The 17,547-nt window shown below is 65.3% G+C and carries 17 protein-coding genes and 2 tRNA genes; 12 read left to right on the top strand and 7 right to left on the bottom strand.

Annotated elements, in window-relative coordinates; genetic code table 11:
• Positions 1 to 6: 6 nt before the first annotated feature.
• The 4 genes from yidC to rpmH are packed head-to-tail and all read right to left on the bottom strand — an operon-like array spanning position 7 to position 1,875.
• Positions 7 to 1,089, bottom strand: coding sequence for a membrane protein insertase YidC (gene yidC, locus CRM90_RS04530; RefSeq protein ID WP_102805825.1), 1,083 nt, complete (start codon positions 1,087 to 1,089; stop codon positions 7 to 9).
• The gene (gene yidD / locus CRM90_RS04525) at positions 1,082 to 1,360 is read right to left on the bottom strand and encodes a membrane protein insertion efficiency factor YidD (RefSeq protein WP_102805824.1); all 279 of its coding nucleotides are present in this window, start codon (positions 1,358 to 1,360) and stop codon (positions 1,082 to 1,084) included. The genes yidC and yidD overlap by 8 nt, the downstream gene beginning before the upstream one ends.
• Entirely contained in the window at positions 1,357 to 1,713 is a 357-nt protein-coding gene (gene rnpA, locus CRM90_RS04520) for a ribonuclease P protein component (protein ID WP_102805823.1), read from the bottom strand. Before rnpA ends, yidD begins: the two co-directional genes overlap by 4 nt.
• Before the next feature lie 18 nt (positions 1,714 to 1,731).
• Complete coding sequence (rpmH, locus tag CRM90_RS04515) at positions 1,732 to 1,875, bottom strand: 50S ribosomal protein L34 (protein ID WP_046365060.1); 144 nt, start codon at positions 1,873 to 1,875, stop codon at positions 1,732 to 1,734.
• Between the two features lie 557 nt (positions 1,876 to 2,432).
• Between rpmH and dnaA the strand changes: the two genes are divergently transcribed.
• From dnaA to CRM90_RS04465, 10 genes are all read left to right on the top strand, one after another.
• On the top strand, positions 2,433 to 3,935 hold the full coding sequence (dnaA, locus tag CRM90_RS04510) for a chromosomal replication initiator protein DnaA (RefSeq protein ID WP_102805822.1): 1,503 nt from the start codon (positions 2,433 to 2,435) through the stop codon (positions 3,933 to 3,935).
• Positions 3,936 to 4,446: 511 nt separating this feature from the next.
• Complete coding sequence (dnaN, locus tag CRM90_RS04505; RefSeq protein WP_036342279.1) at positions 4,447 to 5,634, top strand: DNA polymerase III subunit beta; 1,188 nt, start codon at positions 4,447 to 4,449, stop codon at positions 5,632 to 5,634.
• Between the two features lie 27 nt (positions 5,635 to 5,661).
• Positions 5,662 to 6,555, top strand: coding sequence for a phosphogluconate dehydrogenase (NAD(+)-dependent, decarboxylating) (gene gnd, locus CRM90_RS04500; RefSeq protein ID WP_102805821.1), 894 nt, complete (start codon positions 5,662 to 5,664; stop codon positions 6,553 to 6,555).
• Between the two features lie 9 nt (positions 6,556 to 6,564).
• Positions 6,565 to 7,713 (top strand): DNA replication/repair protein RecF, encoded by a 1,149-nt coding sequence (recF, locus tag CRM90_RS04495; RefSeq protein WP_102805820.1) that lies wholly within the window; start codon positions 6,565 to 6,567, stop codon positions 7,711 to 7,713.
• On the top strand, positions 7,710 to 8,273 hold the full coding sequence (locus CRM90_RS04490; RefSeq protein ID WP_102805819.1) for a DUF721 family protein: 564 nt from the start codon (positions 7,710 to 7,712) through the stop codon (positions 8,271 to 8,273). The genes recF and CRM90_RS04490 overlap by 4 nt, the downstream gene beginning before the upstream one ends.
• A gap of 223 nt (positions 8,274 to 8,496) precedes the next feature.
• Positions 8,497 to 10,509, top strand: coding sequence for a DNA topoisomerase (ATP-hydrolyzing) subunit B (gyrB, locus tag CRM90_RS04485; protein WP_102805818.1), 2,013 nt, complete (start codon positions 8,497 to 8,499; stop codon positions 10,507 to 10,509).
• A 38-nt stretch (positions 10,510 to 10,547) separates the two neighbouring features.
• A complete protein-coding gene (gene gyrA / locus CRM90_RS04480) occupies positions 10,548 to 13,079 on the top strand; it encodes a DNA gyrase subunit A (protein ID WP_102805817.1) in 2,532 nt (843 codons plus the stop codon).
• A gap of 31 nt (positions 13,080 to 13,110) precedes the next feature.
• Positions 13,111 to 14,010 carry a DUF3566 domain-containing protein gene (locus tag CRM90_RS04475; protein WP_102806105.1) on the top strand — a complete coding sequence of 300 codons (900 nt, stop codon included), beginning with the start codon at positions 13,111 to 13,113 and terminating at the stop codon, positions 14,008 to 14,010.
• Between the two features lie 69 nt (positions 14,011 to 14,079).
• Positions 14,080 to 14,153 (top strand) — tRNA-Ile (locus CRM90_RS04470).
• 129 nt (positions 14,154 to 14,282) lie between these two features.
• Positions 14,283 to 14,355 (top strand) — tRNA-Ala (locus CRM90_RS04465).
• 368 nt (positions 14,356 to 14,723) lie between these two features.
• Here the strand turns inward: CRM90_RS04465 and cwsA are convergent.
• Entirely contained in the window at positions 14,724 to 15,134 is a 411-nt protein-coding gene (gene cwsA / locus CRM90_RS04460; protein ID WP_102805816.1) for a cell wall synthesis protein CwsA, read from the bottom strand.
• Between the two features lie 107 nt (positions 15,135 to 15,241).
• Here cwsA and CRM90_RS04455 point away from each other — a divergent pair, with 107 nt between their 5' ends.
• Positions 15,242 to 15,769 carry a peptidylprolyl isomerase gene (locus CRM90_RS04455; protein ID WP_036342285.1) on the top strand — a complete coding sequence of 176 codons (528 nt, stop codon included), beginning with the start codon at positions 15,242 to 15,244 and terminating at the stop codon, positions 15,767 to 15,769.
• A gap of 69 nt (positions 15,770 to 15,838) precedes the next feature.
• Here the strand turns inward: CRM90_RS04455 and CRM90_RS04450 are convergent, their stop codons facing one another.
• Positions 15,839 to 16,258, bottom strand: a complete 420-nt coding sequence (locus CRM90_RS04450) for a PH domain-containing protein (RefSeq protein WP_102805815.1) — start codon at positions 16,256 to 16,258, stop codon at positions 15,839 to 15,841.
• A gap of 155 nt (positions 16,259 to 16,413) precedes the next feature.
• The gene (crgA, locus tag CRM90_RS04445; protein ID WP_036342287.1) at positions 16,414 to 16,695 is read right to left on the bottom strand and encodes a cell division protein CrgA; all 282 of its coding nucleotides are present in this window, start codon (positions 16,693 to 16,695) and stop codon (positions 16,414 to 16,416) included.
• Between the two features lie 49 nt (positions 16,696 to 16,744).
• On the opposite strand from crgA, the gene CRM90_RS04440 reads away from it, so the two are divergent.
• The gene (locus tag CRM90_RS04440) at positions 16,745 to 17,536 is read left to right on the top strand and encodes a DUF881 domain-containing protein (protein WP_102805814.1); all 792 of its coding nucleotides are present in this window, start codon (positions 16,745 to 16,747) and stop codon (positions 17,534 to 17,536) included.
• The last annotated feature ends 11 nt before the right edge of the window (positions 17,537 to 17,547 follow it).

Genomic DNA, 17,547 nt, shown 5'->3' with positions numbered 1-17,547 from the left:
CTCCGGTCAACGCTTACGTTTCTTGGGCCGCGCTCCCGGGCGCGGTGTGCGGCTGGCCGGCGCGTCGTCGGCCGCCTTCGCCGGTTCGGCGTCGGTGTCGATCTCCCCGTCGCCGGCTGCCGCGTCGGTCCCCTCGACCGCGGCACCGTTCGTCGCGGCGGGCGCACCCTTCTTCGGCTTGGTCGGCTTCACGCCGGGCGCCGGGGCGTTGGCCGCTCGACGGGCCAGCGCCTCTTCCTTCTTGGCTTCTTCTTCCTTCTCGATCCGGCCGAACACGTAGTGCTGCTGGCCGAAGGTCCAGATGTTGTTGGACACCCAGTAGATGATGATCGCGATCGGCAGGAACGGACCGCCGACGACGACACCGAGCGGGAAGACGTACAGCGCGAGCTTGTTCATCATCGCGGTCTGCGGGTTGGCTGCCGCCTCCGGACTCTGGCGCGCGACCGACGCCCGGCTGTTGAAGTAGGTGGCGATACCGGCAAGAACCATGAGCGGAATGCCGACGGCGATGACGGCGGGTCGGCTGAAGTCGAAGTTCTTGAACGCCTCCAGGCCGGAGCTCTGGGTCATGCTCGCACTGAGCGGGGCACCGAACAGATTCGCGTCGAGGAAGTGTCCGACGTCGGTTGCACTGAAAACGTAGTTGCCGGTGGCCCGGTTCTCTTCCACCGAGAGGCCGAGCTGACCGAATCCGTGCTGGGTCCGGTTGAAGGAGCGCAGCACGTGATAGAGACCGAGGAACACCGGGATCTGCGCAAGCATCGGCAGACAGCCGAGAATCGGATTGAACCCGTGTTCGCGCTGAAGCTTCTGCATCTCCAGCGCCATCCGCTGGCGGTCCTTGCCGTACTTTTTCTGCAGCGCCTTGATCTGGGGCTGCAACTCCTGCATCTGCCGGGTGGTGCGGATCTGGCGGACGAACGGCTTGTAGAGCAGAGCACGCAGGCTGAAGACCAGGAACATCACCGACAGCGCCCAGGCGAAGAAGTTCGTGGGTCCGAGGATGGCGGCAAACAGCTTGTACCAGAGCCACATGATCCCGGACACCGGGTAATAGATGAAGTCCAGGCTGAACCAATTAAACATGCGTGCTCCTGCGTTCGTTGCACTCGGACCCGGGCACCTGCGGGCGCCGCTCGGGTATTGGGTCCCATCCTCCCCGATGCCACGGACCACACTTCCCGAGGCGGATAACGGTCAGCCAACCACCGCGAATCAATCCGTACTCGGTCAGTGCGTCCACGGCGTACTGACTGCAGGTCGGGGTGAACCGACAGGTCGGCAGTCGCAGTGGCGAGATGGTGTGTCGGTAGAGCTCGACGAGAAAGATCACGACGCGAGCCGGGAGACGACTCATTGCGTCTTCTCCATCAACGAGTGGGTCCGCCGGATGCTCGTTCGCAGCTGCTGTTCGAGGCGGGCCGAGATCGCGTCGCGGCTACTGGGCAGCGCGCGGATCACGATGCGCTCATCTGCAGTCAGATCCGGGAGAACAGATCGGGCCACGTGCCGCAGACGACGAGACACCTGGTGTCGCTGCACCGCGTTACCGACCGACTTCGACACGACCAAGCCGATCCGGGGTCCGTCGGCGCAGTCGATCATCCGTCGTGCGTGCACGACGAGATCCGGCTGCGCCGCTCGCACCCCGTGCTTGATGGTGGCGCCGAACTCCGCAGACCGTGTCATCCGGAACTGAGCCGGGAGCACGCCGCGTGATCCCGTGGATCAGGCAGTCAGTGACTGACGACCCTTGCGGCGCCGGCCCGACACGATGGCGCGCCCGGCGCGCGTCCGCATGCGCAGACGGAAGCCGTGAACTCGCGCCCGGCGCCGGTTGTTCGGCTGGAAGGTCCGCTTGCCCTTGGCCACGGCTATATCTCCTCGTCGTTTGGCGGTCGCTGTCCGAAGCACACGCTTGCGCGTGTACACCGGCTTTCGCGACTGCCGTTGGTAAGCTCTGGTCTCGCTCTAACCGGCGCGGTCCCGAATCGGTCGCAGCCGTATCGCCGACGTATGGGCGACTGTTCGAGGGTACTGACCTCACTTCCCCTGGTCAAACCGCCTTGTCGTGCCGTCGATCACCGCACCGTCCACTGCTGCCACAGCCGTCACCGTTCCCGCACGGCGCCGTTATCTCGTCGTGATCCGAATGTTGCAGAACGGTTGGCACTCGCCCCGAAAACTGTTAGCTTCTGCCAAAGCCGTTTCAGATCGAGGCGGCGCGCAATCACCAAGCGGGGGAACAGGTCGGCGAACGGTCCACACGAGATCAATGCGGGGATTACTGCCGACCCGTGACCCTTCGCCGATATGCTCCGAGGCGAGCCGACTGTCCTGTCCACACCTGTGGATAACTTTGTGGACAGATCGTTCGTCGGCTCAGCTATTGGTTTCTTGCCCGACCTTGCGACCAGGGGGATCTGTCGTTGACCGATGATCCCGGTTCAGCGTTCGCCACGGTGTGGAGTTCGGTTGTCGCCGAGCTCAACGGCGACGGAACTGCGGACCAGCGCCCCAGTAACGGAACTGGTGGCGATGCACCGCTGACTCCGCAGCAACGCGCGTGGCTCAAGTTGGTTCAACCACTCACCATCGCCGAAGGCTTCGCTCTGCTGTCAGTGCCGAGCAGCTTCGTGCAGAACGAGATCGAACGTCATCTGCGCACCCAGATCGTCGACGCCCTCAGCCGGCGCCTGGGTCAGCGGGTCGAGCTCGGTGTTCGGATCGCCCCGCCCGCCCTGGAAGAAGAGAGCGAACCCGCCGCCGCGGAGCCGGCCGTCGTCGACTCCGACCTCGACGAGGTGGACGAAGATCGCGAGGCACTGGCCAGCGCTCACGAGACCTGGCCGAGTTACTTCATCGAGCGGCCGCGCAGTAACCCGTCGGCCGAAGCGCCCGGCATCAGCCTCAATCGCCGCTATACCTTTGACACCTTCGTCATCGGTGCCTCGAATCGGTTCGCACACGCGGCGGCCCTGGCGATCGCCGAGGCACCGGCCCGCGCATACAACCCGTTGTTCATCTGGGGTGAGTCCGGACTGGGCAAGACCCACCTGCTGCACGCTGCCGGAAATTATGCGCAACGGCTGTTTCCCGGCATGCGGGTGAAGTACGTCTCCACCGAAGAGTTCACCAACGACTTCATCAACTCGCTGCGTGACGACCGCAAGGTCGCGTTCAAACGCAGCTATCGCGACATCGATGTGCTCCTGGTGGACGACATCCAGTTCATCGAAGGCAAAGAAGGTATCCAGGAAGAGTTCTTCCATACCTTCAATACGCTGCACAACGCCAACAAGCAGATCGTGATCTCCTCGGACCGGCCGCCCAAACAGCTGGCCACCCTCGAAGATCGGCTGCGGACCAGGTTCGAGTGGGGACTGATCACCGACGTCCAGCCGCCCGAACTCGAAACCCGCATCGCGATTTTGCGGAAGAAGGCGCAGATGGAGCGTCTCGACGTCCCCGATGACGTCCTGGAGCTCATCGCCAGCAGCATCGAGCGCAACATTCGCGAGCTCGAGGGCGCGTTGATTCGTGTCACCGCGTTCGCCTCGCTGAACAAGACACCGATCGACAAGGCACTCGCCGAGATCGTGTTGCGCGACCTGATCGCCGATGCCGGCACGATGCAGATCAGCACCGCGGCCATCATGGCGGCCACCGCCGAGTACTTCGACACCACCGTCGAGGAATTGCGGGGGCCCGGCAAGACCCGGGCACTGGCTCAGTCGCGGCAGATCGCCATGTATCTGTGCCGGGAGCTCACTGACTTGTCACTGCCCAAGATCGGGCAGGCGTTCGGCCGTGATCACACCACGGTCATGTACGCGGAGAAGAAGATTCGCGGTGAAATGGCCCATCGGCGTGAGGTGTTCGATCACGTCAAGGAGCTCACCACCCGGATCCGCCAGCGTTCCAAGCGCTGAAATCTCCACTTTTTCTGTCATCGCCGCGAAAAACTTCGGCCACTGTCGTACCACCCGTCACACTCTGGGCTTGTGCACACAGTTGTGGACAACACCTCACATCGCGAGGGAAGTATCGGAATGACAATGAACAACCGCCGGCTGTGCACACCAGTCGTGTGATTCGCCCGCAGTCATGCACAACTGGTCCACATGGCGTCACACCGCCGGAGCAGGCAATCGGTCGGCTAGTCCACAGGTTGCACAGGCCCTATTACTATTACCGTTCTCTCTCTTCCATTTACCTCTTTGAAGACAGGCTTGGGGAGCAGCCGGTTCACAGGGCATCCGGCACGGTGTCGCGGTGCTCTTGTCACCGCGATCGATTAGCTTTCAAGATGGCGTCCGACGCTCTACGGTTGTTGTTCTGACTGCCGTTCAGCGGCTGTCGCTCACAGATCACGCTCATCCGTGCTCCGGCACGCGGTGGACGCTGGTCGGGGTTATTGGGTGATGAAGGGACTATGTAGACGTGGCAACGACGACGGTTGGCTCCGACCTGAAGTTCCGCTTGGTGCGGGAGGACTTCGCCGACGCGGTGGCCTGGGTTGCCCGTAACCTTCCGACCCGGCCGACGGTGCCGGTGCTGGCCGGCGTGCTGCTGACCGGCACCGACGAGGGTTTGACCATCTCCGGCTTCGATTACGAGGTGTCGGCCGAGGTCCGGGTCCCCGCCGAAATCGCTTCTCCTGGAAGCGTTTTGGTATCCGGTCGGTTGTTGTCCGACATCACCAGGGCGCTGCCGGCCAAGCCGGTCGACGTCAGCGTCGAAGGCACCCGTGTGGCGCTGAGCTGTGGAAGCGCGCGGTTCTCGTTGCCGACCATGGCGGTCGAGGACTACCCGGCGCTGCCGGAATTGCCGGAGGAGACCGGTGTCATCTCCGCCGATCTGTTCGGCGAGGCGATCGGCCAGGTGGCGGTTGCCGCAGGCCGCGACGACACGCTGCCGATGCTGACCGGCATCCGGGTGGAGATTTCCGGTGAGACAGTGGTTTTGGCGGCGACGGACCGGTTCCGGTTGGCCGTGCGTGAACTGACCTGGTCGACCTCCTCCCCCAGCCTGGAAGCCGCGGTGCTGGTGCCGGCCAAGACGTTGGCCGAAGCCGCCAAGGCCGGGACGTCCGGCTCTGAGGTTCACCTGGCTCTGGGTGCCGGTTCGGCCGTGGGCAAGGAAGGCCTGTTGGGAATCCGTAGCGGCGGCAAGCGCAGCACCACTCGCCTGCTGGACGCCGAGTTCCCGAAGTTCCGTCAGTTGCTGCCCGCCGAGCACACCGCGGTGGCGACCATCGGAGTCGGTGAGCTCACCGAAGCCATCAAGCGTGTGGCGTTGGTTGCCGATCGCGGCGCGCAGGTTCGGATGGAATTCGGCGACGGCGTGTTGCACCTGTCGGCTGGTGCCGACGACGTCGGCCGCGCCGAGGAGGACTTGGATGTCGAGTTCGCCGGCGAGCCGTTGACGATCGCCTTCAATCCCACCTACCTGACCGACGGCCTGGGGTCGCTGCATTCCGACCGGGTGACGTTCGGGTTCACTACTCCCAGCCGCCCAGCGGTGTTGCGGCCCGCGAATGCGGAAACACAGGTGGATGGCACCGGACCGTTCCCGGCCGTTCAGACCGACTACGTATACCTGTTGATGCCGGTCCGTCTGCCAGGCTGACCGGGTCCCCGACGTAGAGAGGCAGTCATGCAGCTGGGTTTGGTCGGTCTTGGAAAAATGGGCTTCAACATGCGCCAGCGGTTGCGCGAAGGCGGACACGAAGTCGTCGGGTACGACCCGAGACCCGAGGTCACCGATGTACCGACCCTGGCCGCACTCGCCGAGGCGCTCAGCGCACCGCGGGTGATCTGGGTGATGGTGCCGTCCGGGCCGATCACCGATGACACGATCAGCTCACTGGCGGAGGTGCTCAGCCCGGGTGACCTGGTGGTCGACGGCGGCAACTCCAAGTACACCGAAGACGGTCCGCACGCGGAATTGCTTGGCAAGAACTGCATTTCGTTTGTCGACGCGGGTGTCTCCGGCGGTATCTGGGGTTTGGCCGAAGGCTACGGCCTGATGGTCGGCGGTAGCGACGAGGACGTCGCCCGGGTGATGCCGATCTTCGACACGCTGCGGCCGCCGGGGGATCTGGCTGACGGTTTCGTGCATGCCGGCCCGGTCGGTGCGGGTCACTACGCGAAAATGGTGCACAACGGTATCGAGTACGGGCTGATGATGGCCTACGCCGAGGGGTATGAGCTGCTTGCCGCCGAACCGCTGATCACAGACACCCAAGCGGTGATCCAGGCATGGACCAACGGCACAGTCGTGCGCTCGTGGCTGCAGCAGCTGCTGGCCAAGGCGCTGAAGGAAGACCCCGCGTTCGACGCCATCTCCGGATACACCGAGGATTCCGGTGAGGGCCGCTGGACGGTGGAAGAGGCCATCCGCCACCGGGTGCCGATGCCGGTGATCGCAGCATCGCTGTTCGCACGTTTCGCGTCGCGGCAAGAAGATTCGCCGACGATGAAAGCCGTTTCGGCACTGCGTAATCAGTTCGGTGGGCACGCGGTCAAGCGGGTCTCGGTGTCGGGATAACCAGCCGCAATGTATGTCCGGCACCTGACGCTCCGCGACTTCCGGTCGTGGGAAAGCGTCGATATCGAATTGGCGCCGGGCCGAACCGTGTTCGTCGGACCGAACGGATTCGGCAAAACCAATCTCGTTGAGGCGCTGTGGTATTGCGCGACGCTTGGGTCGCACCGGGTCGCCACCGACGCGCCTCTGATCCGGGCCGGCGCCGAGCGTGCGGTGGTCTCGACGATCGTCGTCAACGAGGGTCGGGAATTGGCGATCGATCTCGAGATCGCGGCCGGGCGCGCCAACAAGGCGCGCCTGAACCGCTCCCCGGTACGCAGTACCCGCGAAATCCTCGGTGCTGTTCGCGCCGTGCTGTTCGCGCCCGAGGATCTGGCCCTGGTCCGTGGCGACCCCGGCGAACGCCGGCGCTACCTCGACGAGCTTGCCTCAGTGCGCCGGCCACGGGTCGCGGCGATCCGCGCCGACTACGACAAGGTGCTCAAACAGCGCACCGCGTTGTTGAAATCCGCTGCGGGAGCGCGCTTTCGGGGCGATTCTGGAGTTCTCGAAACCCTCGACGTGTGGGACGGCCACCTGGCCGCACACGGAGCCCAGCTGATGGCGGCCCGGATCGAGCTGACGAATCTCCTCGCGCCTGAGGTCGAGAAGGCTTATCAGCTACTGGCCCCGGCGTCGCGCCCGGCGGCGATCAGCTACCGCAGCAGTGTCCTCGACGGGACGGACGACGGTCACGACGTCGAGTATCTGGAGGCCGCTCTGCTGGCTGGCCTCGCGGCGCGGCGCGGCGCGGAACTGGAACGTGGGATGTGCCTGGTCGGACCACACCGCGACGATGTGGAACTGCGGCTCGGTGATCAGCCGGCCAAGGGGTTCGCCAGTCACGGTGAATCCTGGTCGATGGCATTGGCGTTGCGGTTGGCGTCCTATGAACTGTTGCGCACCGAGGGCAGCGAACCGGTGCTGATCCTCGACGACGTGTTCGCCGAGCTGGACAACGCGCGGCGGCGGGCCTTGGCCGGTGTGGCCGCCGACGCCGAGCAGGTACTCATCACCGCGGCCGTCGGGGAAGACATCCCGAGCGATTGGGACGCCACCCGGATCGGCATCAGCTTGCGCGACGACGACGGCGGCCGGATGTCGGAGGTGGTGACATGACCGAACCTGAGGACGAGCCGGCCGGTCCGCCCGAGCACCTCACGAATCTGGCCGGGATGGATCTGGTGCGCCGCGCATTGGAGGAAGCCCGCGGTGCGGCCCGCAGCCAGGGCAAGGAAGTCGGTCGTGGCGGCCGCTCTCCCCGGGCCAGGCGGGGCGCCGAGCGGGGCAGTCGCCGGACCTGGTCGGGGCCCGGGCCGGATCGCCGTGATCCACAGACGTTCGGGACAGCCGCCAACGACCTGGCGAAATCGCGTGGTTGGACCGGCCGGGTCGCCGAGGGCGCGGTGTTCGCCCAGTGGGCGACGGTGGTCGGCGAACAGATCGCCGAGCACGCCCAGCCGACCACCCTGCGCGACGGTGTGTTGAGCGTGGCCGCCGAATCGACTGCGTGGGCGACCCAGTTGCGGATGGTGCAGTCGCAGCTGTTGGCCAAAATCGCCGCCGCTGTCGGCGACGGGGTGGTGAAGTCGATGAAGATCACCGGCCCGGTGGCTCCGTCGTGGCGAAAAGGCCCGCTGCACATCTCTGGGCGCGGGCCGCGGGACACCTACGGGTGAGCCGCACCGCCACTGTCGGCTGACAGCCACGAGACGCGCGCCGACCACCGTGTCAAGCGTCACCACGTATGGCAATCCGAGAAATTCCGTGCACGGGTCAACTAGGTGTGTAGAAACGCGGCCGCAGAATCAGTCCGGAACGCACTTACCGGTAGACTGGTCAGGACCCGCGCGCGGCCGGTGACACCGTGCGCTTGCGAACCCCAAGGAGAGCGTTCCGCTAGTGGCTGCCAATGAACAGTACGGTGCCGACTCGATCAAAGTCCTCGAAGGCTTGGAGGCGGTCCGCAAACGTCCCGGTATGTACATCGGTTCGACCGGTGAGCGAGGACTCCACCATCTCGTGTGGGAGGTCGTCGACAACTCGGTCGACGAGGCGATGGCCGGTTTCGCCACGAAGGTGACGGTGCGGATCCTCGAGGACGGCGGCGTCGAGGTCACCGACGACGGCCGCGGAATCCCGGTTGCCATGCACTCCACCGGAATCCCCACCATCGACGTGGTCATGACCGTGCTGCACGCCGGCGGCAAGTTCGAAGAGGGCGCCTATCAGGTGTCCGGCGGCCTGCACGGCGTGGGCGTTTCGGTGGTCAACGCGCTGTCGAGCCGGCTCGAGGCCGACGTCCGTACCGACGGTTACGAGTGGTTCCAGACCTATGACCATTCGGTACCGGGCACGCTTCGTCAGGGCGAGAAGACCAAGAAGACCGGCACCACCATCCGATTCTGGGCCGACCCCAACATCTTCGAGACCACCACCTGCGACTTCGAAACCATTGCCCGCCGGCTGCAGGAGATGGCCTTCCTCAACAAGGGCCTCACCATTGAGTTGACCGATGAGCGGGTCACCCCGGAGCAGGTGGTGGACGAGGTCGTCAGTGATACGGCCGCGGCACCGAAGTCGGCCGAGGAGAAGGCCGCCGAGGCAGTGGCGCCGCACAAGGTCAAGCACCGGGTATTCCACTACCCGGGCGGTCTGGTCGACTTCGTCAAGCACATCAACCGCACCAAGAATTCGATCCAGCCCAGCGTGATCGACTTCGACGGCAAGGGTGAGGGCCACGAGGTCGAGATCGCGATGCAGTGGAACGCCGGCTATTCGGAGTCGGTGCACACTTTCGCCAACACCATCAACACCCACGAGGGCGGTACCCACGAAGAGGGATTCCGTGCCGCGCTGACCACGGTGGTCAACAAGTACGCCAAGGACAAGAAGCTCCTCAAGGAAAAGGACGCCAACCTCACCGGAGATGACATCCGCGAGGGCCTGGCCGCGGTGATCTCGGTGAAGGTTTCCCAGCCTCAGTTCGAGGGGCAGACGAAGACGAAACTCGGTAATACCGAAGTGAAGTCGTTTGTCCAGAAGATCTGCAACGAGCAGCTCACCCACTGGTTCGAGTCCAACCCGACCGAGGCCAAGACCGTCGTGAACAAGGCGGTGTCGTCGGCGCAGGCACGGATCGCGGCGCGCAAGGCGCGAGAGCTGGTGCGACGCAAGAGCGCAACCGATATCGGTGGCCTGCCCGGCAAGCTCGCCGATTGCCGCTCCACCGATCCCAGCAAGTCCGAACTGTATGTGGTGGAGGGTGATTCGGCCGGCGGCTCGGCAAAGAGCGGCCGCGACTCGATGTTCCAGGCGATCCTGCCGTTGCGCGGCAAGATCATCAACGTCGAGAAGGCCCGCATCGACCGGGTACTGAAGAACACCGAAGTCCAGGCCATCATCACCGCGCTGGGTACCGGCATCCACGACGAGTTCGATCTGGCCAAGCTGCGCTATCACAAGATTGTGCTGATGGCCGACGCCGACGTTGACGGACAACACATTTCGACGCTGCTGTTGACGCTGTTGTTCCGGTTCATGAAGCCGCTGGTGGAGAACGGCCACATCTTCCTGGCGCAGCCGCCGCTGTACAAGCTGAAGTGGCAGCGCAGCGAGCCCGAGTTCGCCTATTCCGACCGCGAACGCGACGGTCTGCTGGAGGCGGGTAAGGCGGCCGGCAAGAAGATCAACGTCGACGACGGTATCCAGCGCTACAAGGGTCTCGGCGAGATGGATGCCAAGGAGCTGTGGGAGACCACCATGGACCCGACGGTTCGGGTGCTGCGGCAGGTCACCCTCGACGACGCGGCCGCGGCCGACGAGTTGTTCTCCATCCTGATGGGCGAAGACGTCGAGGCACGTCGCAGCTTCATCACCCGAAACGCCAAAGACGTTCGCTTCCTTGATGTTTAGTGACGTATCGCCCTTCGTAGGGACAACAGAGGAATCACATGACTGACACCACCCTGCCCCCCGGCGACGAGGCCGGCGACCGCATCGAACCGGTCGACATCCAGCAGGAGATGCAGCGCAGCTACATCGACTACGCGATGAGCGTCATCGTCGGCCGTGCGCTTCCCGAGGTTCGTGACGGCCTCAAGCCGGTACACCGCCGGGTGCTCTACGCCATGTTCGACTCCGGATTCCGGCCGGACCGCGGCCACGCCAAGTCGGCGCGGTCGGTCGCCGAGACGATGGGTAACTATCACCCGCACGGTGATTCGTCGATCTACGACACCTTGGTGCGGATGGCGCAGCCGTGGTCGCTGCGTTACCCGCTGGTCGACGGCCAAGGCAACTTCGGTTCACCGGGCAACGATCCGGCGGCCGCCATGCGGTACACCGAGGCGCGGCTGACGCCACTGGCCATGGAAATGTTGCGTGAAATCGACGAGGAGACAGTCGATTTCATCCCGAACTACGACGGCCGTGTGCAAGAGCCCACGGTGCTGCCCAGCCGGTTCCCGAACCTGCTGGCCAACGGATCCGGCGGTATCGCCGTCGGTATGGCCACCAACATCCCGCCGCACAACCTGCGCGAGCTGGCCGAAGCCGTCTACTGGTGCCTGGAGAACCACGAAGCCGACGAAGAGGCGACGCTGGCCGCCTGCTGCGAGCGCGTCAAGGGTCCCGACTTCCCCACCCACGGTTTGATCGTCGGATCCCAAGGCATCCACGACGCGTACACCACGGGCCGCGGCTCGATCCGGATGCGCGGCGTCGTTGAGGTCGAAGAGGATTCGCGCGGTCGGACCTCGATCGTGATCACCGAGTTGCCGTATCAGGTCAACCACGACAACTTCATCACCTCGATCGCCGAGCAGGTCCGCGACGGAAAGCTCGGCGGCATCTCCAATATCGAAGACCAGTCCAGTGACCGGGTCGGCCTGCGCATCGTCGTCGAGATCAAGCGCGACGCCGTGGCCAAGGTGGTGCTGAACAACCTCTACAAGCACACCCAACTGCAGACCAGCTTCGGTGCCAACATGCTGTCGATCGTCGACGGCGTGCCCCGGACGCTGCGCCTGGACCAGATGATCCGTTACTACGTCGAACACCAACTCGACGTGATCATCCGGCGCACCCGGTACCGGTTGCGCAAGGCCAACGAGCGGGCCCACATCCTGCGCGGTCTGGTCAAGGCCCTCGATGCCCTCGACGAGGTCATCGCGTTGATCCGCGCGTCGGAAAGTGCCGACGTGGCCCGGGTGGGCTTGATGGAACTGCTCGACGTCGACGAGATCCAGGCGCAGGCCATCCTCGACATGCAGCTGCGCCGCCTGGCCGCATTGGAGCGCCAGCGCATCGTCGACGATCTGGCCAAGATCGAGGCCGAGATCGCGGACCTGGAGGACATCCTCGCCAAGCCGGAGCGGCAGCGCGCGATCGTCCGCGACGAACTCAAGGAACTCGCCGACAAGCACGGCGACGACCGTCGCACCCGGATCGTGGCCAACGACGGCGACGTGTCCGACGAGGACCTGATCGCCCGCGAGGACGTCGTCGTCACCATCACCGAGACCGGCTACGCCAAGCGGACCAAGACCGACCTGTACCGCAGCCAGAAGCGCGGCGGCAAGGGTGTGCAGGGCGCCGGCCTCAAGCAGGACGACATCGTGCGGCACTTCTTCGTGTCGTCGACGCACGACTGGATCCTGTTCTTCACCACCCAGGGCCGGGTGTATCGAGCCAAGGCCTACGAGCTGCCGGAGGCCTCGCGCACCGCGCGCGGCCAGCATGTGGCCAATCTCCTGGCGTTCCAGCCCGAGGAGCGGATCGCTCAGGTCATCCAGATCAAGAGCTACGAGGACGCGCCGTATCTGGTGCTGGCCACCCGCAACGGCCTGGTGAAGAAGACCAAGCTCACTGACTTCGACTCCAACCGCTCGGGCGGAATCGTCGCGATCAACCTGCGCGACGGCGACGAACTGGTCGGTGCGGTGCTGTGCTCGGCGGAGGAAGACCTGTTGCTGGTCAGTGCCAACGGCCAGTCGATCCGGTTCTCGGCCACCGATGAGGCGCTGCGGCCGATGGGCCGGGCCACCTCGGGTGTGCAGGGCATGCGGTTCAACGAGGACGATCGACTGCTGTCGCTCAACGTCGTGCGGGAGGGAACGTATCTGCTGGTCGCGACCGCCGGTGGTTACGCCAAGCGCACCGCCATCGAGGAGTACACCGCCCAGGGCCGCGGCGGTAAAGGCATCCTGACCATTCAATACGACCGGCGACGTGGCAGTCTGGTGGGCGCATTGGTGGTCGATGAAGACAGTGAGTTGTACGCCATCACCTCAGGTGGGGGTGTCATTCGCACCGCTGCACGTCAGGTCCGCAAGGCCGGGCGCCAGACCAAGGGCGTTCGCTTGATGAACCTGGGTGAGGGCGACACACTGTTGGCTATCGCCCGCAATGCCGAGGAGCAGGACAGCACGGACGAAGTGGGCGAGCTGGACTCCGAATCCGACGACACGTCCGACGAGACGTAGCGCGCGGCGGGGCGACAGGTTAGGAGTGGTGGTGAGCGCACCGAACGAGCCGGGTCAACCCGGACCGAGTGAGGGCCCGGCCAACGGGACCGGCTCGGCCGAGCGGACCGGTCCCCGACTCACCAACGGTGAGTCCGGCGAGGCCCCGCCGTGGCAGCGCGGTGCTGCGCGAGCGCGGCAGGGCGGCGCACCCCAGCGACCGGCCGGTGAGGGGCAACCCCGCCAGGCGCAGCCGGGAGGTCCGGGCCTCGAGCAGCGGGTGAACCGCTTCATCAGCGGCACCGCCGCGCCCGATCCAGGGCCGGGCGGTCCGCAACAGCCGGAGCGCAAGCCGGAGTCCCGGGGCGAACTTCGTCCCGAAGCCAGGTCCGAGACACGGCCGGAGTCGCGAGCCGAGGGCAACCGTCCCGAGGGCGCCCGTCCCGAGGGCTATGTCAGCGAGCTACCGGACCTGTCGGGCGTTGCCCCGCCCAAGCCGGTTGCGCAGCAACGCAAACCGGCGCCCGAGCAGCCGACGCGATCGGCCGGGCCGTCCACCCGCGTTCAGGTCGGTGCCAACCGCGCTCGCGGACCGGTGCGGGCCAGCATGCAGATTCGGCGTATCGATCCGTGGAGCGCACTGAAGGTGTCGCTGCTGCTGTCGGTGGCGTTGTTCTTCGTGTGGATGGTCGCGGTGGCGTTCCTGTATCTGGTGCTCGGCGGTATGGGCGTGTGGAGCAAGCTGAACAGCAACGTCGGCGACTTGCTGACGGCCACCAGCGGTGGTGGCGGCGAGCTGGTGTCCAGCGGCGCGATCTTCGGCGGAGCGGCGCTCATCGGGCTGGTGAATATCGTGCTGCTGACGGCGATGGCCACCGTCGGAGCGTTCATCTACAACCTCAGCACCGACATCGTCGGCGGTATCGAGGTCACGCTGGCCGACCGGGACTAGCGCCGGTGCACCGGTTTGGGTGCAGCACCTCCGGTGGGGTAATCTCGGCGCTCGGTCGTATGCAAATACGGGCCTATAGCTCAGGCGGTTAGAGCGCTTCGCTGATAACGAAGAGGTCGGAGGTTCGAGTCCTCCTAGGCCCACGATGTCTCGGTCATCGGGAAGGGCGCCCGTGCGGATTGCATTGCTGTTGGCAGTGTTGGTCGCGGGCGCCGCGGTCATTCGGGCCCGCCGCGGCGAGGTCTGGCACACGCTCGACGAGTGAGACGTACGGGGCCTTAGCTCAGTTGGTAGAGCGCTGCCTTTGCAAGGCAGATGTCAGGAGTTCGAATCTCCTAGGCTCCACAAGAATGGCGCGAGGCGCAATCAGCCCCTGGCCGGTACCGCCAGGCGACGCGGAAGCGTCTTCTTGCATCGGCGACAGGTGAAGGTTTCCCTGTCGATGAACAGCGTCTGCTCGTGGCTGCAGATCGCGCACTTGACCTTCTGATGCGAAAGGCTCCCCCAACCCATGCCGAACATAATGCACGTTAGGGCGGATCCGGCAAAGCAAAATCGCTGACAGACCAAAATGCGTAATTGAGTAGTGCAGCAAACTAAGATTCGCCATTTTCGCGGGTGGCGCGGCCGCGCCGGCAAATGTCGTTGTGGGGCAATTGAACTCAAGACTCGACCGGCACGCCGATGGCCGGCAATGGTGCTCGGCTGCCGGGTCAGATCTTCGGCGAAACGTCGACACTCGGCGGCAGCGCGGAGGGCTCGGGCGTCGACGATCGCCTCGTGATCACGAACGCCACAGCCCCGCCGGCGGTTGCCAACCCCAGGAAGCCGAAGACGAACAGCCGCCGCCGGCGCCGCCGATGCCGCGCGGTGCGGACGTCCTGAAGTATTTGGGGAAGCTCGGCCACCACCTGCTTGACCGCTTCGACCTCGGCGCCGACCTCCTGCTGCACGGCACGGGCCTCCCGGGCCCGGCGCCGGAGCGCGACCGCGGCCGATTCCGCTGAATGCGCGGTGATGCCCGCGACGCCGCGGGTGATGTCCACCGGGCCGACGGCGGTGTAGTGCAGTCCGCGGTTCAGCCGCTCCCGCGATGTGAGCTTGGGTTCACTCTTGCGGCCCATTTCGTCCTCCCGACACCGGCGCAGCGTTGATGCCGTCAACACTGCCACAGCGCCACGGGGGTGGCCGCGGGATCGGGCACCGGCTGCTAGTGGCACACTGAGTTCCCGTGACGAGCGACATCGCAACCGCAACAGCGACCCTGCACACGAACCGCGGCGACATCAAGATCGCCCTGTTCGGTAACCACGCCCCCAAGACCGTCGCCAACTTCGTTGGTCTGGCTCAGGGCACCAAGGAGTACTCGACGGAGAACGCGTCGGGCAGCACCTCGGGCCCCTTCTACGACGGCGCCGTCTTCCACCGCGTCATCGACGGATTCATGATCCAGGGCGGTGACCCGACGGGTACCGGCCGCGGCGGCCCGGGCTACAAGTTCGCCGACGAGTTCCACCCGGAGCTGCAGTTCGACAAGCCCTACCTGCTGGCGATGGCCAACGCAGGACCGGGCACCAACGGCTCACAGTTCTTCATCACTGTGGGCAAGACCCCGCACCTGAACCGTCGGCACACCATTTTCGGTGAGATCGTCGACCCCGAATCGCAGAAGGTCGTCGACGCGATCGCCACCACGGCGACCGATCGCAACGACCGGCCCACCGACGATGTGGTGATCGAGTCGATCACCATCTCCTGACCGCGCATTGAGGCAGTACCGAGGGCGAGGATTCCGCGGAATTCTCGCCCTCAGTGCTATCTCAACGGGCTAGTGGCGGCCGGCGAATCCCGCGTCGGTCAATGCGTCCAGAACATCGACCGGGTTGCTTCCCAGGTCCCACCGACTGAGCACGATCAGCCGGTCGGCCGTCGTGTCGATCTCCAGCAGACGCGTCTTGCGGCCGAGCCGGCGGAACTCGGTGATCCGGATCAGTGTGATGTCGGATCGCCGCAATGTCTGGGCGCTGAACCATCCGCGATACACCAGCGCGTCACCGGTGATAGCCAGCCGGGGTCGCGCTCGCCATGATCCGACCGCGAACGCGACCAGTCCGAGCGCAGCAATGCCGGTGAGTATCCGGCCAGGGACATCTGTGATGACGGTCACACAGACGATTGCCATCAAGAGACCGCCGATCCCCAGAGCTGCGATGGCGGCAGTTTTCGGGGCCCACTCAGTTTGCTGCATGGCTGCCCCCGGCACCTCTACCGCGTGGTATGCAGTTATCCACAGGTGCTATCAACAATGGGGATGAATCACACGCGTGTGATTGGGTGACCAGGAGGTTGCCAGCCTGGGAACGGCGTTCGCACAGCATGGGGCCGCCGAGATGTCGCAGCCGCTCAGCGCCACCGCATCGTCAGCAACAACCCGGAGATCATGAAGCCGAAGGCGATCGCATAGTTCCAGGGGCCCAACTTGGCCATCCACTGCAGCGCGCTCGGGGTGTCATACCCGGACGCGGCCAACTGGAACACCAGCAGCCAGGCCAGCCCGATCAGCATCAGGCTGATGAACAGCACCACGAACCACACGCTCGACGGTCCGGCCTTCACCTTGACCGGAGTGCGGCTCACCGGATTGACCGTGAAGTCGTTTTTCTTGCGAACCTTGGACTTGGGCATGGGTACCTTCGGGCCGGGATCTTCTGCGACGATGGTGCGCAGATCGCTTATGAGATTAACGCAGCGGCGCCGTGACCCGACAATTCCGGCGGCAGCGACGACGGGTGCCACGCGCTCGCCGTGGCGGTTCGGCGTCCCGGTGGTGTGCCTGTTGGCGGGCGTACTGCTGGCTACCACCCACGGTGTGTCCGGTGGCAGCGAGATCCGCCGCAGCGACTCCCCCCGGCTCGTCGACCTGGTGCACGACGCGCAGCAGTCGGTCGACCGGCTCAGTGCCCAGCGCGACGCCCTGGCGTCCCAGATCGACTCCACCCACGGCGGCGCATCCGGCACCGCGCTGGCGGCCATGCAGGCCCGCGCCGACGAGCTGGCTGCCACTGCCGGGCTGAATCCGGTACACGGGGCCGGCCTGGTGGTCACCCTCTCCGACGCACAGCGCGACGCCAATGGGCGCTTCCCCCGCGACGCCTCGCCCGACGACCTGGTGGTCCACCAGCAGGACATCCAGGCCGTGCTCAACGCACTGTGGAGCGCCGGCGCCGAGGCGATCCAGATGCAGGATCAGCGCATCATCGGGACGTCCGCTCCGCGGTGCGTCGGCAACACCCTGTTGCTCAACGGGCGCACGTACAGCCCGCCGTACAAAATCACGGCGATCGGCGACGCGTCCGCCATGCAGGCCGCACTGGCGTCGGCTCCCCTGGTCACGCTGTACAAGCAATACGTCGTGCGGTTCGGCCTGGGCTACAGCGAGCAGGTCCGCGACGACGTCCAGGTCGCCGGATACACCGAACCGGTGCGGATGCGCTACGCCCAGCCGGCGGGTCCGGTGGGCTACTGACCTGCACCACC

The organism is Mycobacterium sp. ENV421, from assembly GCF_002887815.1.
GTDB lineage: Bacteria > Actinomycetota > Actinomycetes > Mycobacteriales > Mycobacteriaceae > Mycobacterium.
The sequence above is the reverse complement of the archived record's forward strand: the minus strand, read 5'-3'. Positions and strand labels throughout refer to the sequence as shown.